This is a genomic window from Sphingobacterium faecium (assembly GCF_003054045.1).
Classification (GTDB): Bacteria; Bacteroidota; Bacteroidia; order Sphingobacteriales; family Sphingobacteriaceae; genus Sphingobacterium; species Sphingobacterium faecium.
This window is the reverse complement of record NZ_QBKH01000001.1, coordinates 624,071-640,878: the sequence shown is the minus strand read 5'-3', so window position 1 is coordinate 640,878 and position 16,808 is coordinate 624,071. Positions and strand designations below refer to the sequence as shown.

16 protein-coding genes and 1 riboswitch are annotated in these 16,808 nt (G+C 36.5%); of the genes, 8 read left to right on the top strand and 8 right to left on the bottom strand.

The window, feature by feature from the left end:
- Window positions 1-10: 10 nt before the first annotated feature.
- Complete coding sequence (locus C8N37_RS02745; RefSeq protein ID WP_108157437.1) at window positions 11-619, top strand: hypothetical protein; 609 nt, start codon at window positions 11-13, stop codon at window positions 617-619.
- Between the two features lie 120 nt (window positions 620-739).
- Here the strand turns inward: C8N37_RS02745 and C8N37_RS02740 are convergent, their stop codons facing one another.
- The 6 genes from C8N37_RS02740 to dinB all read right to left on the bottom strand — a co-directional run bounded on the left by C8N37_RS02740 (window position 740) and on the right by dinB (window position 7,805).
- Complete coding sequence (locus C8N37_RS02740; RefSeq protein WP_108157436.1) at window positions 740-943, bottom strand: YwbE family protein; 204 nt, start codon at window positions 941-943, stop codon at window positions 740-742.
- Between the two features lie 72 nt (window positions 944-1,015).
- A complete protein-coding gene (rseP, locus tag C8N37_RS02735; RefSeq protein ID WP_108157435.1) occupies window positions 1,016-2,341 on the bottom strand; it encodes an RIP metalloprotease RseP in 1,326 nt (441 codons plus the stop codon).
- Window positions 2,342-2,363: 22 nt separating this feature from the next.
- The gene (locus C8N37_RS02730) at window positions 2,364-3,518 is read right to left on the bottom strand and encodes a 1-deoxy-D-xylulose-5-phosphate reductoisomerase (RefSeq protein ID WP_108157434.1); all 1,155 of its coding nucleotides are present in this window, start codon (window positions 3,516-3,518) and stop codon (window positions 2,364-2,366) included.
- A gap of 15 nt (window positions 3,519-3,533) precedes the next feature.
- On the bottom strand, window positions 3,534-4,322 hold the full coding sequence (locus C8N37_RS02725) for a beta-carotene 15,15'-monooxygenase (RefSeq protein ID WP_108157433.1): 789 nt from the start codon (window positions 4,320-4,322) through the stop codon (window positions 3,534-3,536).
- 154 nt (window positions 4,323-4,476) lie between these two features.
- Entirely contained in the window at window positions 4,477-6,606 is a 2,130-nt protein-coding gene (locus C8N37_RS02720) for a S9 family peptidase (protein ID WP_108157432.1), read from the bottom strand.
- Window positions 6,607-6,704: 98 nt separating this feature from the next.
- Entirely contained in the window at window positions 6,705-7,805 is a 1,101-nt protein-coding gene (gene dinB, locus C8N37_RS02715; protein ID WP_108157431.1) for a DNA polymerase IV, read from the bottom strand.
- Window positions 7,806-8,134: 329 nt separating this feature from the next.
- Between dinB and C8N37_RS02710 the strand changes: the two genes are divergently transcribed.
- Entirely contained in the window at window positions 8,135-8,539 is a 405-nt protein-coding gene (locus C8N37_RS02710) for a hypothetical protein (protein ID WP_108157430.1), read from the top strand.
- Window positions 8,540-8,621: 82 nt separating this feature from the next.
- Here C8N37_RS02710 and dnaB read toward each other — a convergent pair whose 3' ends face one another.
- Window positions 8,622-10,229, bottom strand: a complete 1,608-nt coding sequence (gene dnaB / locus C8N37_RS02705; RefSeq protein WP_045752833.1) for a replicative DNA helicase — start codon at window positions 10,227-10,229, stop codon at window positions 8,622-8,624.
- Window positions 10,230-10,661: 432 nt separating this feature from the next.
- On the opposite strand from dnaB, the gene ubiE reads away from it, so the two are divergent.
- The 6 genes from ubiE to C8N37_RS02675 all read left to right on the top strand — a co-directional run bounded on the left by ubiE (window position 10,662) and on the right by C8N37_RS02675 (window position 14,966).
- Complete coding sequence (gene ubiE, locus C8N37_RS02700) at window positions 10,662-11,402, top strand: bifunctional demethylmenaquinone methyltransferase/2-methoxy-6-polyprenyl-1,4-benzoquinol methylase UbiE (RefSeq protein WP_108157429.1); 741 nt, start codon at window positions 10,662-10,664, stop codon at window positions 11,400-11,402.
- Window positions 11,403-11,438: 36 nt separating this feature from the next.
- Window positions 11,439-12,200 carry an SDR family NAD(P)-dependent oxidoreductase gene (locus tag C8N37_RS02695; RefSeq protein WP_108157428.1) on the top strand — a complete coding sequence of 254 codons (762 nt, stop codon included), beginning with the start codon at window positions 11,439-11,441 and terminating at the stop codon, window positions 12,198-12,200.
- 16 nt (window positions 12,201-12,216) lie between these two features.
- A complete protein-coding gene (locus C8N37_RS02690; protein WP_108157427.1) occupies window positions 12,217-12,666 on the top strand; it encodes a GatB/YqeY domain-containing protein in 450 nt (149 codons plus the stop codon).
- A 56-nt stretch (window positions 12,667-12,722) separates the two neighbouring features.
- Window positions 12,723-13,169: a GNAT family N-acetyltransferase gene (locus C8N37_RS02685; RefSeq protein WP_108157426.1), complete on the top strand. Its 447-nt coding sequence runs from the start codon at window positions 12,723-12,725 to the stop codon at window positions 13,167-13,169.
- A gap of 10 nt (window positions 13,170-13,179) precedes the next feature.
- Window positions 13,180-13,554 carry a DUF423 domain-containing protein gene (locus C8N37_RS02680; RefSeq protein ID WP_108157425.1) on the top strand — a complete coding sequence of 125 codons (375 nt, stop codon included), beginning with the start codon at window positions 13,180-13,182 and terminating at the stop codon, window positions 13,552-13,554.
- 5 nt (window positions 13,555-13,559) lie between these two features.
- Window positions 13,560-13,622: riboswitch (Fluoride riboswitch) on the top strand.
- Window positions 13,623-13,670: 48 nt separating this feature from the next.
- Window positions 13,671-14,966, top strand: coding sequence for a voltage-gated chloride channel family protein (locus C8N37_RS02675; protein WP_108157424.1), 1,296 nt, complete (start codon window positions 13,671-13,673; stop codon window positions 14,964-14,966).
- A gap of 64 nt (window positions 14,967-15,030) precedes the next feature.
- Here the strand turns inward: C8N37_RS02675 and C8N37_RS02670 are convergent, their stop codons facing one another.
- Entirely contained in the window at window positions 15,031-16,764 is a 1,734-nt protein-coding gene (locus C8N37_RS02670; protein WP_108157423.1) for a thiamine pyrophosphate-dependent enzyme, read from the bottom strand.
- Between the last annotated feature and the right edge of the window lie 44 nt (window positions 16,765-16,808).

Genomic DNA, 16,808 nt, shown 5'->3' with positions numbered 1-16,808 from the left:
GATAGTTGTCATGACCAAAATTATTTTAATAGCCGGACTTATCTTATTTATATTATACTACATCAGTAAAAAGTTGTCAGCATCATTTACTGCCAGTAATAGTCCAGCTATTATTGTAAAAAATGGTTATCAAAAAATCGATACTTCCAAAGTCATCATCGCCGATACTTCTCAAAAAGTAATGAAAAATGTGGGTATAGGTGGCGTCTTACTTATTATCATGCTTGCATTGATCATCAAAGTCAAGCTACTGCTGTTCTTACTGCCAATCTCAATCTATATGATGGGCTACTTATTTCTCTTCAAAAATCATTTAAAGAAAACAACCAGTCAGGTAATTTGGTATAATAAACAAACAGCAGATGTCATGATTGAATCTCTAACAGAGAAGACCTATCGCTTTAATTTGCTTAGCGATGTCCAAGCTGTACAACAAATCGAGTCTATTCAAAATACAAAAGGATTGTTGTTTGGATATTTTAGAATCAAAACTCAGGAGGAGATTATTGAAATTCCTTATCTCGTATATCAAAATAATCCGAGCAATCAGGACTTTTTCAATTCATTAAAAAGCAATTATAAGATCGATCTCCAAAAAAAGATATTCCCGATCATCTAATTCAACGATGTACACATGCTTCAGAGAAAAAAAGCAGACAGCAATAAATCTCTGATAATAGGTATAAAAAAGGCTTCTATCTTACTGGATAGAAGCCTTTTTTACAACAGAAGAACTCCATTAAAAGTCTTCTTCAATAATCTCAGCCACACGACCTATCTGACCGTCCATCAAACGGACTTTAATTCCTCTATGATGATAAGGGGCTGAAGTCAATAAATCTTTTACGATACCTTCTGTAAGCTCTCCCGAACGTTGATCTTTTTTTAGGATAATATTAACCAACATACCTGGTTTAATCGTTGCTCTTGTTTTTCCATCCATAATACAAATATGTAAAAATAAACAAGGTCTTACAAATCAAGTAAGACCTTGTTTCACTAAGTTTATGCGATGCTATTTAAATAATTTAAAAATATCATTCCCGAAAATAAACACCATCAGAGCGAGTAGAATAAAAAACCCAACCATTTGTGCTTTCTCCAAGAATTTTTCACTTAACGGTTTTCCTTGTATCATTTCTATTAATAAGAAAACAACATGACCACCATCTAAAGCTGGAATAGGTAATAAATTCATAAATGCCAAAGCCATTGACAACATACCTACCAGTGACCAGAAACGTACCCAATCCACTTCAGTACCGAACAATTGTGCTATTCCTACAGGACCTGAAAGCGCCTTATCAGCACGAATCTCGCCTTTAAATATTTTACCAAATCCTTTTGCATTATCTGTAATCACAGTGAATGCTTTTTTTGCGCCCATTGGTAAAGATTCCAATAAGCTATAATGGATGGTAAACGTTTTAATCGTTTGATCACGATTGACATTAAAACCTAAAATTGCATCCTTTGGTACCACACCTTTTAGTGCTTGTTCTTGACCATTACGTACAATTTTCAATTCAATCGGCTTGCCTATTTTACTATTCAACTGATCTTTGAACTGGTCAAAAAACAAAATTGGGGTTTGATCAACTGCGATGATACTATCACCTTTCATAAAGCCCATTTTTACAGCTTCAGAACCCGGTTGAATACCAGCAACAGCAGTCATTTTCATACGAGGTTCGATAAACTTCTCATCCTTTTTATCTGCAATAGTATTTAAAATATCAGCAGGTACATGAATTTGAGTATCTACACCAGCACGATTAACGGTAAGATCAACACCACCCATTAATAATTTTGAACTGATTAAGTCCGAATAGTTTTCAATTTTAACACCATCAATAGCCATGATACGGTCTCCCGCTTGTAAGCCGATTGATTTACCAATTTCACCCGGAACAATTCCATTCACCAATTGATCGTTTTTAATATCTGTGGTTCCCATTTTGAATGTTAACATCCAAAAAACTACAACACCAACAATTACATTCACGATAATACCGCCCAACATCACAATCAAGCGTTGCCAAGCTGGTTTTGAACGAAATTCCCACTCTTGAGGTTCTCCTTTCAATTGCTCAGTATCCATGGACTCATCAATCATACCAGCGATTTTAACGTATCCTCCTAAAGGCAACCATCCTATACCATACTCACAATCTTTATATTTGAATTTGAATAATTTGACACCCCAAGCATCAAAAAACAAATAAAACTTTTCTACTTTGATCCCAAAAGCTCGTGCCGCTAAAAAATGGCCCAGCTCATGCAATACAATTAAAATCGACAAGCCTAAAATGACTTGTGCCACCATAATTAAAACACCCATGTATCTCCTTCTATAATTTTACTTAATTGATAATTTCTTCCGCAATTCTCCTTGCGGCATAATCGCACTCAATATAGTCATCTAGACTTGGTCTCGCAAGATAATTTACTTTTTCTAATACCGTCTCGATTACATCACTCATACCCAAGAAACTGATCTTATCCTTTAAAAATGCATCCACTACGATTTCATTGGCCGCATTTAACACACATGGACGATTACCGCCTTTTCGCAATGAATCATAAGCCAGTGCCAAATTTCTGAAGGTATGTAAATCGGGCTTTTCAAAAGTCAATTGAGGATAATCCAAGAAGTTAAACCGTTCAAAATTATTTTCCAAACGATGCGGATAAGACAACGCATATTGTATCGGCAATTTCATATCGGGCACCCCAAGCTGTGCTTTGATAGAACCATCTTGAAACTGAACAAGAGAATGCACGATAGACTGTGGATGTACGATGACATCAACTTGATCCACTTCCAAATCAAAAAGCCATTTTGCCTCTATGACCTCTAAACCTTTATTCATCAAAGAAGCAGAATCAATAGTAATCTTAGCGCCCATCACCCAATTTGGATGTTTCAAAGCATGTTCCTTTGTTACTGACGCCAAGAAAGACCGATCCTTTCCGCGAAAAGGACCACCAGAAGCGGTTATATAAATCTTTTCAATCGGGTTAGTCTCCTCTCCAGCTAAGCATTGAAAGATAGCAGAATGTTCCGAATCAACCGGCAACATCTGAACTTGATGTTGTGACGCTAAACCCATTACCAGTTCCCCAGCAACAACCAAGGTCTCTTTATTTGCAAGTGCTATATCTTTACCATTTTCAATGGCTTTAATGGTTGGTCGTAAACCTGCCGCACCAACAATGGCATTTAAAACCACATCGATTTCTTCAAACTGCACTACTTCTTCTAAAGCTTGCATACCGGAATAAACAGCAATAGCAGTATGACTCAATTTTACTTTAACAAATTCGAACTGAGCTTCATCAATTACAACAACAGCCTGTGGTAAAAATTCCAGTGCCTGCTCAACTAACAAAGTAGCGTTAGAACCACAAGTCAATACGACAATATCAAAACGATCAGGAAAAGCCCGCACCACATCTAAGGTCTGTGTCCCTATACTACCCGTCGAACCTAAAACAGCTATTCCTTTTTTATTCAAAATCAAAATTTTTTATTAAAATATATTACTTAAGATACTTGGATCTTCACTTCCCTTATATTCTTGAACCATATCTCGGTAAGCAACAGTATAAACAACTGATGTTAAAGGAATAATCAAAAAGGAATTTATTAAACTAAATATAATCGCCATAATGGAGTATTCCATATAGACCCAATAAATATTCAATACGCTCACAAATGCTAAACTCAACAAAATTAAAAAAAGTCTAACGACATTTCCTTTTGTAATCGCCAAACTCCAACGCAATGACTTCGTCACATTTGTTCCTTTATCAATGATAAAAAATGGGAAAAAAGAAATTCGAAGTAAAATAAAGAACGACAAAATCGCTGCCACATTTGGCACTATCTCAAAAGAAACTACCTCGGTATCAATACCCATATAGATCAGGGGAAAACAAACAATCATGGCAACTACAAGAATCAATAAAGAAGATAGCGTAAATAAAACGATTCCACCTAAAAAGATAAATAATTCTGACCATGAAGGCCATGTCTTGACCACTCCTACATGCTCTTTATGATCCAATAAATTTAAAATATACTTAAAAAGAAACAATTGCAATCCTAACAAAGTAACAGCAAATAATAACATCAAAGGAATTTTGATGAGTATACTTGACATTTCTAAATAGAATGTCAATTCATGTGCAACGACAAACAATAAAAAAATAGACAACAGTAATCCTCCAATAGAGAAATAATGTCCCTTAAGTATTTGAATTGACTTGCTTAAAACTTCATTAACAGCAAAAGTGCTCTCCTTGAGAAACTGAATCATCGAAATAAAAATAAATTACACAAAGATGAAATAATTTTTGGTTATCAACAATTTAACACATCAATATTTCATCTTTTTTTAAAGATAAAGTACTCTAAATCAAAAAAGCCTTCTCAAAATAATATCTGAGAAGGCTCTTTACATTAAAAATGATCTATTTGAAGTCTTTTGGAACTGGTTTTTCCAATAAATATTGATAGTAGAAACGAACGCGTTCTTTAAAATCATACGCATTTTTTGACCTTTCAAATCCATGACGACTACCTGGATAGATCATCAACTCAAACGGTACCGAACGATCTGTTAAAGCATCTACCAATTGTGTGGTATTTTGCAAATGGACATTGTCATCCATATCTCCATGCATGATTCTTAAAACACCTTTATATTTATCCGTATAAGTCAATACCGATCCATTTTTATACCCTTCAGGGTTATCTTGAGGTGTATCCATCCAACGTTCTGTATAGTGCGTATCGTATAGATCCCATGAGGTCACAGGAGCACCCGCAATACCGAAATCAAAAACGTCAGCAGCCTTCGTCAATGCCAAGCAAGTCATATACCCACCATAGCTATGTCCCGTTATTAAAAACTTATGCTTAGCGACATAAGGCTTTGCCTTAAACCACTTCGCAATGGTAGAATAATCGATTATTTCCCAATGCCCTAAGTTTCGGTGCATCAGTGTTACCCCCTGCTTTCCAAACTGTCCAGATGCGCGGTGATCTGCTGAAACTTGAATAATACCTTCATTAGCCCAATATTGACTTCGAGTTCCTTTCCAAGTATCCTTGACTGTTCCTGCATCAGGACCTCCGTAGATACTGAAAATAACTGGATACTCTTTTGTCTCATCAAAATCTGTCGGATAAGTAACCACCACCGGTAAATCATACTGACCATCATCAGACTTGATCGTGAAGTACTTAGTCGCACCAAATTGATAAGAATTAAAATCAGGAGATTTACTATCAGCAAGCTCTTTCACGATCTTACCTTTATTATCGACCAAAGCAACCTTGTTTGGCGTACTTACGTTAGAGTAATTCGTGATAAAATATTGTCCATCAGGAGAGATCTTCACCTCATGAGAATAGTCTCCAAATGTTAAACGCTTCATGTTTTTACCCGAAAAGTCAACACGATATAGATCATAGCGGGCAGAATTTTCTTTACGAGCCATAAAATACACCACTTTAGCTTTTTCATCGATATATTCCAATGAAGTCACCTGCCAATCACCTGCTGTAATCGGGTTTAATAATTTACCATCTAAGGTGTATAAGTAGTAATGTGCCCAGCCCGTCTTATCCGATTTTAATATATAATGCTTATTATCTTCCAAATAAGTAATCCGCTCATCATGATCTAAATTGATCCATGAGGACTGCTTTTCATCATAAATTTCTTTCTTAGAGCCCGAATTAGGATCTACTTGGTAAAATTTCAAATTATTCTGGTCACGATTCATCCATTGGACCATAATATTTTTACTATCAAAACTCCAATACGGTTGACCAAAATATTGATCATCTTTTTCATTGAAATCAGACCATATCACCTGACCACCTGTAGCGCTCACAATTCCGACTTTCACTTCAGGATTGGGATCACCAGCTTTCGGATAACGTGTCTCTTCTAAATAGCCATGCTGACCTTTTGACACATAAATTGGAAACATCGGCACTTTAGTATCGTCAAAGCGCATAAATGCTAATTTCTTACTGTCCGGAGACCACCAAAAAGCCTTATAATTGGTCGATCTTCCTAATATTTCCTCATAATATACCCAAGATGACCAACCATTATAAATGACATCAGTGCCATCATTCGTATAGCGAATTTCTTTCCCCGACACTAAATCAATAGCATATAAATCGCTTTTTCGTGTAAATGCGACAAGGTTACCATCTGGTGAAAGGGTTGGATTTTGCTCAGCAATATCGGGAGAATTTGTCAATTGCTTGGCAGCTTGATTACCGTCCTGAATAAAAATATCATTTTTTGAAATGTACACTTTCACAGAAGATTTAGCCGGCACAACATGCAATTCACGTTTACCGCTTTTTAAATCCACTTGATACACTTTGCCATCCTGCGCATCCCGCTCCAAATAAGCCGTATTATTTGCCCAACCTGGATAGCCATTGATACTTTGTGTTAATGAATTTCGATTTCCCCAAGATTGATCAAAATCCAATCGTTTTTGTTGCGCTTGAACTGAAGATTCTGATACCAGAATAAAAGCCGTAAGACTCAGCGCGGTAATTAATTTACTCATTTAAATATGAAGATTATCTAAGTTTGACCACTAAGATAGGAAATTGACCCTATTTACAAGAAATTTAAGTTGTAACAAGCTGAATAGACAAGAAAAATTTACATATCCTCAAACAGCGATAATTGATAGCCCTCAAAACGTTCGATTTTTTCATCTTGAAAATTTGAAATCGAAATCCCCATCAATCGAACCTTTTTATCAAGCTCCAACTTAAGGAGCAAAGCAAGTGCAACTTGATACATATCTTCTTGATTAGAAAATATTTGTAAGATTGAAATGCTTCGAGTCAATACCGTGAAGTCAGCATATTTCACTTTCAAGGTCAAGGTCCGTCCCCGTTTGTCCCCTTTTTCAAGACGACCATAAAGACGGGTGCTCAGATCATGTAAAATAGATTTAAGCTCCTCCAATTGTTCAATATCATGCGAAAAAGTATCTTCAATACCAATAGATTTACGAATACGATTAGGCACAACAGCACGATCGTCAATTCCTCTAACAATCTGATAGAAAAAATCTCCCGATTTTCCAAACCAACGAATCAAATCAGCATGCGACTGCTTCTTCAGATCCATTCCTTTAAATATTCCCAAAGAACGCATTTTATTTGCGGTTACCTTTCCAACTCCAAAAAACTTTTCGACAGGTAGTTCTTCCATAAATGTTAATATTTTGGAAGGACCTATAAAAGTGAGCCCATCGGGCTTATTCATATCTGAAGCTATTTTAGCAATAAATTTATTAACAGATACACCTGCTGATACAGTAAGATTAAGCTCAGACTTTATTTCTCGTTTGATTCGCCTCGCGATTTCCAAAGCTGATCCGATCTGTTGTTTATCATCAGAAACATCCAAAAATGCTTCATCCAAAGATAATGGCTCCACCAAATCTGTATATCGATTAAAAATAGCGCGAATATGATCGGACACTTGCTTATACACATCAAACCTAGGCCTAGTAAATATGATATGAGGGCATAATTTGAGTGCCTGTATAGAAGACATAGCAGATTTAACTCCATATTTTCGAGCCTCATAACTGGCCGCTGCCACTACCCCACGACCGTCAGGAGATCCACCGACAGCAATGGGCTTACCCCTCAAATCTTCAAAATCACGTTGATCGACAGAAGCAAAAAAAGCATCCATATCCAGATGAATAATTTTTCTCTTTTTATCTATTATTGTCTCCATCATCGCTTTCTAGTAATACAAATTTATAGAATATTATACAGAGATGTTCCACTATTGACATTTTTAAATTCATAAAAACATGCTCTTTATACTGACAATAATTTCATATTTTTCAAATAAGGAGCTAATATGTGTTAAAAAAACTGATGGAGTAATCGCACTAGAAATAACAAATGGGGTATATGGAATTATTCAGTGATAACATCCAGTTTATACATTTCGAGTAGCAATTAGATAAAAAGGATACGCAGATGAATTTTGATTTTATCCACGTAATTATATTGCTTATATACACAAATTTACCTAAGTTTATACTAAAATTAAACTCAGATATGACTAATTACACAGATACTCAACAAAAAAAAGGTGGTTTCAAAAAATTTATGATTATTGCCATATTAGTCATTCTAGCCATTGGAGCGAGTATGGCTTATTATAAATATTATTTCGTTTTTGGCGAAGGTGTTAAATCAGGATATTTAAACTTTGCTGTAAAAAAAGGTAATGTTTTTAAAACATATGAAGGAAAACTGATACAAGAGGGTTTTGGACAAATGAAAGCAGGCGGCGTAGCCAGCAATCAATTTGAATTCTCCATTGAAGATAATACTATATTTGAGCAACTCGAAACAAATAGTGGCAAGTATTTCGACTTACACTATAAGGAATACCATGGAGTATTACCCTGGAGAGGAAATACAGTGTATGTTGTCGATAAAGTCATCAGCATGAAATAAAAAAAGCACTGTTTAAACAGTGCTTTTTTTATGATTACCCATAAGACATCTCTTATGGGTAAATTATTTTTATATACCACTACTAAAATGGAGCATCATCAGGCATGTCATTCATACGCGATGGCATTGTGATACCACCTGTCATACCGCCCGTATCACCACCACTGAACATAGCAGACGGATTCATGGCCGGCGAACTGAATGATGTTGGATTATTAAATCCATCAGCAGCACCCATCCCAGTAAATTCATCTTCTAAATCTACAAATTTCACATATTTACCAATAAAGCGAAGCGGTACTATACCCGTCTCACCATTACGGTGCTTCGCAATAATAACCTCTCCTACACCTGCAGTAGATCTACCTTCCTCATCCTCGGTCATACCATAATATTCTGGACGATATAAAAACAATACCATATCCGCATCCTGTTCAATAGATCCAGATTCACGTAAATCGGAAAGCATTGGTCGTTTTGAATTTCCTGGACGGGACTCGACAGCACGACTTAATTGAGATAAAGCTAATACTGGAACATTTAATTCTTTAGCCACAGATTTCAACGCCCTTGAAATACTACCAATCTCTTGCTCACGGTTACCACCACCTTTACCCTCAGCCTTACCATGCATAAGTTGCAAGTAATCGACGATCACCATTTGAATATCATGTTGCGCTTTCAAACGTCTACATTTGGCTCTAAATTCAAAAACGTTTAATGCAGGAGTATCGTCGATGATTAAAGGAGCCTCGGTCAAGCGTCCAATCCTTGAATGCAGCTGTTGCCATTCATGATCAGCTAAATTACCTTTCTTTAATTTTTCTTGTTCGATCTCAGTTTCACCAGCGATCAAACGATTCACCAGTTGTACAGAAGACATCTCCAAAGAGAAAACCACAACAGGCTTTTGATGATCAACAGCAGCATTACGCGCCACAGATAATACAAAGGCTGTCTTTCCCATTGCGGGACGTGCAGCAATAATAACCAAATCAGATGGTTGCCAGCCTGAAGTCATACGATCTAAAGCGGTCAAACCCGAAGGCACACCTGTCAATCCATCTGTACGATCACGCAACAACTCCAAATTAGAGATCGCCTCACGCATGATATCATCCATTTTACGAGAATCTCTTCTTAAATTGTTTTGAGCAATATCGAATAAACTCTTCTCTGCATGGTCTAATAAATCAAATATATCCGAAGTTTCATCGTACGAACTATTAATAATTTCAGTAGAAACTTTAATCAATTCACGTTGAATATATTTTTGCGAGATAATACGAGCATGAAATTCAATATTTGCGGCAGAAACTACTCGATCGGTTAATTGTGTAATATAATATGCTCCGCCAACCATTTCCAAAGCACCCATCTTTCGAAGTTCGGCAGTCACGGTGAGCAGATCAATAGGCGAAGTTTTTTGAAAGAGATTAAAAATAGCTTCGAAAATCTTCTGGTGTGAATCCTTATAAAAAGAATCCGGTTTTAGAATATCAATGACTTCACTTAAAGCATTTTTCTCCAACATCAAAGCTCCTAGAACAGCTTCCTCCAAATCCAAAGCTTGAGGTGGCAATTTGCCCAGTCCGCTAACTAAGTTATTGAGTTTAGTCCTACGCTCTCCGAAATTGGTTTTCTTACCAGTTCCAGCATTATTATCTTCAAAATTATTATCGTTACTCATCTTTATTTGATATCCAAAAACTTGTGCATGTACGCTAAAAAATTGATAGCGGATAGCAAATGTATAAAAAATTAGGTAGAGATTTTTTAAGAGTTGTACACAGTTAAATTAGTTGTGAAAACAATCACCTTAAAAGCTTTTGATAAACATCGTTTTACATCCACACTTTTCCACATTTGATGTGGAAAAAAATGTTAACAACAAAAAACAGCATCTAATTTACAAGACATTACCACACTGTTAACAACTTTGACCACTGTTAACAAAGTTAAGCTATTTCTCTCACTAATCGTACAACCGAATTGGAATAAATTTTAAAAAGATTATTCCAATTTTAGTTTAAATTGGAGCCTAAGGTCAAGAATTCTTAATTTTTATTTTTTCCGTTTCGATCATATTAAAGCTCAAGGAGAATATTGTATCTTTGCTACTATGACAAATGAAGCATCATCATTAAAACCATACAAAGACGCAAAAGATGGTAAAAAGCAACAAGTTGCAGATATGTTTAATAACATCTCCAAAACTTATGATTTTTTAAATCATTTTTTATCCTTAGGTATCGATATAATTTGGCGTAAAAAAGCGATCAATGCTTTAAAATCCATCGCTCCACAATATATGCTAGACGTTGCTACTGGAACGGGTGATTTTGCATTGGAGTCCATTAAAATATTACATCCAAAGAAAATAATCGGAGTAGACATATCTCAAGGTATGTTGGATGTTGCACAACAAAAGATTATGCAAAAAGGTCTATCCGATCAATTTGAAGTACAATTAGGAGATTCTGAGCATTTGCAATTTGAAGACAACACCTTCGACGCAGTAACAGTCGCTTTTGGAGTTCGAAATTTCGAAAATTTAGAACAAGGATTAGCCGATATTTGTCGCGTATTGAAACCCGGAGGTAAAGCCGTGATATTGGAATTTTCCAATCCTAAAAAATTCCCAATCAAGCAATTATATAATTTCTACTTCAAAAGAATAACACCAACTATTGGGAAAATATTTTCAAAGGATTCAAGTGCTTATTCGTATCTTCCTGAATCTGTCGCTCGTTTTCCTGATGGTGAAAAATTTGCTCAAATCACTAAAACTGTAGGTTTTTCAAACACCGTAATTCGTCCTCAGACTTTTGGCGTATGTACAATATATATTGCTACAAAATAAAAATCTCAGTTTAGTTTTATTTTTAACACCAATACTATGTCAAAAACAGTATTCATCACAGGGGCAAGTTCAGGAATCGGAAAAGCATGTGCTGAGGTTTTAGCGCAAGAAGGTTACAACTTACTGCTATGCGCACGTCGTTTCCAAAATCTGGAAGAAATAAAAGGTAGATTGACAACACTATATCCTCAAATTGCTATTCATATCTTTGAACTTGATGTACGCAACTACGATGAAGTGAAATCAAAAATTGAAGGCTTACCTGCCGAATGGAAAAATTTGAATGTACTCATCAATAATGCAGGTCTAAGCCAAGGATTAGATCCTATTCAAGATGGTGATATTGGCGATTGGGACCGGATGATCGATACCAATGTCAAGGGATTATTGTACGTAACCAAAACCGTAATTCCATTTTTAGAAAATCAAGAAGGTGCACATATTGTCAATATAGGTTCGATTGCGGCTAAAGAAGTTTACCCTAATGGAAATGTATACTGCGCAAGTAAGCATGCCGTAGACGCTCTTAATCAAGCCATGCGTATTGACCTCCTTTCAAAAGGTATTAAAGTAACAGGCATTAATCCTGGAATGGTAGAAACTGAATTTTCGGAAGTACGTTTTAAAGGCGATATAGAACGGGCAAAAAATGTATATACAGGAATTGAAGCATTAACAGGAAAAGATATTGCCGAAACGATAGCATTTGTCATCAGCAGACCGAAGCATGTTAACATTAATGACCTGATCATTATGCCAACTGCACAAGCAACTGGAACGATCGTAAATAGAAAATAATAAAATCAATTAAAATATGGCTTTAGAAGAAAAAATAAATCAAGATATTAAAGCGGCAATGATCGCAAAAGATGCGAATAAATTACGTGGCCTTAGAGCAGTAAAAGCAGCAATATTATTGGCAAAGACAGAGAAAGGTCACACAGAAGATTTGACAGAAGAGACTGAAATAAAAGTACTTCAGAAATTAGTTAAACAGCGTAAAGAATCTGCTGAGATTTACAAAAATCAAAACAGAGAAGATTTATACGCTATTGAAGTTGAGGAACAAGAAGTCATCGAAGCTTATTTACCAAAACAACTGAGTAGAGAAGAAGTCGAAAAGATCATCAAGGATATCATCAGTACTACTGGAGCTTCTTCCGTAAAAGATATGGGTAAAGTAATGGGTGCTGCTAACCAACAATTAGCAGGAAAAGCCGATGGACGCACGATTTCTGAGCTTGTAAAAAGTTTACTCGCTTAATTAAACAATACTTTTTATTAGTAAAAGGGCTATAGCAATATAGCTCTTCTTTTTTTATGGAATTATTTTGGAAACATAAAACATTCTCTGAATTAACTACAGCAGAATTATACCGCATCCTCAAATTACGAGTTGATGTTTTTGTCAACGAGCAACAATGTTTTTATCCCGAATTAGATGATAAAGACTACCATTGTAGCCACCTTTGGGCAGAGATCAATGATGAAATTGTTGTTTATTCCAGACTTGTACCTCCGGGCCTATCTTACCCGGAACCCTCTATAGGCCGAATTGTTACAAACCCAACTTTCAGGGGTAACAATTATGGTAAATTACTGATCTCGAAATCCATCACATACAGCTATGAAAAACATGGCACTACAGCAATTCAAATAGGTGCACAAACTTACCTTAAGAAATTTTATGGTAGTTTCGGATTTGAACAAGTGTCTGAAGAATATTTAGATTATGGAATCCCTCATATTGACATGATAAAACCTTAAATTTAATTTTATGAATCATATCGTTATTATTACAGCAGCTATCTTAGGTTCTACAGCCATTATGCTTGGTGCCTTTGGCGCACATGCTTTTAAAAAATTAATTAGTGATGAAAAATTGGCTTCCTTTGAAGTTGGTGTTCGGTACCAAATGTATGCTGCCATCACCCTCTTGATATTTGGATTCAACCTATCATTTGATTTATACAGTGAACGATTTGCTTTCTATGGGATCACTGCTGGAACTTTATTATTTTCAGTGAGCATCTACTTCTTATCATTTGCACAATATTGGAACAAAAATTTAAAATTTCTAGGTCCAGTTACACCATTAGGAGGGTTGTTGATGATAGCAGGTTGGGTTGCATTAATCATTCGTTTTATCTAATTTTGTGTTAGAAAGGCAATGATGTCTGCCCTAAACCGCTTGATAAAGCTAATGACGTCTACTTCGATCGTGCAAAAAGCACGGTCTATATTTGTGTATGATATAATCAAGTAGACATGTTGACAAAAAAAAGTATCTTTTCCAAATTTTCGCTTCAACGTATAGCCATTTTCATTTTAAAGTGGTTGTCGATCACGATGCTCATCGGAATCATAGTGGGTTCTATTTCCGCCTTCTTTTTAACCAGTTTATCTTGGGTCACCAACTATCGCGAACTTCACCCCTTGATGATCTTCGGATTGCCACTTGCCGGTTTACTTATTGGAGCATTATATTACTACTACGGTGGTTTATCTAGCAAAGGCAACAATCTTCTGCTCCAAGAATACTACCAAAGCAAGCAGACCATCCCTTTAAAGATGGCACCCTTAGTTTTAGTTAGCACACTTCTTACTCATCTTTTTGGGGGCTCAGCAGGAAGAGAAGGGACAGCTGTACAGATTGGCGGGGCTATTGCTGATCAATGCACAAAAATTTTCAAACTCACTGATGACGATCGAAAGATTCTAATTATCCTCGGAATTAGTGCTGGATTCGCTTCAGTTTTTGGCACACCTTGGGCAGGAGCAATATTTGGATTGGAAGTGATTATTGGTGGTCAATCAAGATTAAAAGCCCTTGTTCCTAGTATCGTTGTGGCTTTTATCGCTGACTATGCATGCTCATTTTGGAATGTAGCACATACGCACTATCATATCCAGGAGATCATACCTCCAGTAAATTTGCAATATATTTTATATACAGTTGCAGCTGCTGTGATTTTTGGACTAGTAGCTTACCTATTTAACACATGTAGCGAATTGTTTAGCACTATTTTTAACAAGATAACCTATCCCCCAATTCGGCCATTTATAGGAGGAATAATTTTGATCGTCACCATTTTGTTAATAGGAAACACGCGATATATTGGCTTAGGTATACCGACTATTTTAGCTTCTTTTGACAGTCCTTTAAATTCTTATGATTTTTTAATCAAACTCTTGTTGACAACTTTCACACTCGCATCCGGATTTAAAGGAGGGGAAGTGACGCCCTTGTTTTTCATTGGTGCTACCCTTGGTAATGCCCTTTTTGGTATCATTCCACTACCTCTAGGGCTATTGGCAGCAATGGGATTCATTGCGGTTTTTGCTGGAGCAACCAATACACCTTTTGCGTGTTTAATAATGGGTATTGAGTTATTCGGGTATGAAGCTGGTATTTATTTCGCTATAGCTTGTTTGATTGCCTATTTTTTCTCGGGCGCAACAGGCATATATGCCTCCCAAATGCAAAAGGGACCAAAGCATCAATTTTATCTGTACTTAAAAAATAGAAGAGCAGATCTCTATGAAAAGTTAAAGAAATTCTAGGACCTATAAAATAGCTCATGGATCACTATTTAAATGAATATGCCATGAGCTACTTATAAGCATATTACAGCTCTTTAAGATGCTTATAGTTAGATTTTATAGTATCAATTACTTCCTGCATTTTTCCACCCAACATCAATTTAGACATGGACTTTGCCATCCCTATCATTTGATCAAATTCAACTTTTGGCGGCATTGCCAAGGCGTTGGGATTTGTAAACACATTAAGAAGAATAGGTCCGGGATGTGATAACGCAAATTCAACCGCATTTCGAACTTCTTCTGGTTTATGAACATTAATTCCTTTAAAACCCATCGCTTGTGCTATGGCAGCAAAATCTGGATTTACCATATCGGTTTCATTATCCGGTAAACCGGCAACTTCCATTTCCAGTTTAACCATTCCCAAAGCTCTATTATTAAAGACTATTATTTTAACAGGTAATTGATACTGATTGATCGTAGCCAAATCTCCAAGTAACATCGACAATCCACCATCACCACATAGAGCAATCACTTGTCGATCCGGATGAGACAAAGCTGCCCCTATTGCCATGGGCATTGCATTAGCCATGGAACCATGATTAAAAGAGCCTAGCATCTGTCTTTTACCAGTTCCATTAATAAAACGAGCTCCCCACACACAAGTCATACCTGTATCTACCGTAAATATAGCACTATCCGTAGCTAGTTCATTGATACAATGGGCTAAAAACTCAGGTTGAATCGTATCCTCGCCTCCTTTCTCTTCCATAAAACTACGCATATTGTCCTTTACTTTCTCATAGATCTTAAGCTGAGCTTCAAGGAAGCTAGCGTCCTCTTTTTGTTCCAGTAAGGGAAGAAGTGCTTGTAAAGTATGCTTGATATCACCACACAATCCCATTTCCAATTTTGCACGTCGACCTAAACGTTCTACAGCTGTATCGATTTGGATAATTTTATTATCCGTAGGCATAAACTTATCATAAGGAAAATCCGTACCTAGCAATAAGATCAAATCTGATTCATGCATACTTTGGTATGCAGCAGCTTGTCCAAGTAAACCAGTCATTCCTATTTCATAGGGATTATCATGTTGAATTCCCATTTTACCCCTAAAAGAATATCCGACGGGAGCCAAAATCTTTTGAGACAATTGAACGACTTCAGGATGAGCCCCTGATGCACCAATTCCACAAAAAACGGTCACACATTTACTTGAATTGATAGCTGTTGCAAGTGCATCCAACTCTTCATCCGAAGGCCTTATGACAGGATTAACATGGAACAACTGTGTAGAAATAATAGAATCTTCAGCTTTCATTTCCGAAACATCACCAGGCAAGCCAATAACGGCAACCCCCTTTTGTCCGATAGCATGCTGTATTGCTGTTTGAATGATTCTTGGTGCTTGCTCAGCCGTAGTGATTAACTGATTATAACAACTGCAGTCATCAAAGAGCTTGATGGTATTTGTTTCCTGAAAATAGCCCATTCCCATTTCAGGCGTGTTTATCGTCGATGCGATCACAATGAGGGGAACATGAGAACGATGAGCATCGTACATACCATTGATCAGATGCACATGTCCTGGACCGCAGCTACCCGCACAACAAGCAATTCCATCCAATTCTGCTTCCGCGGCGGCGGCATAAGCACCCACTTCCTCATGCCGTACATGGATCCATTTGATCCGACCATCTTTACGGATTGCTTCGTTAAAAAAATTTAGACTATCTCCTGTAACCGCATATACACGTTTTACGCCTGCTTCAACTAGCATTTCAACTAACTGATCTGCAACAATCTTTGCCATATTAAATGATTTAAGTCAAAGAGCAATCAATAGCTCTCTAACTT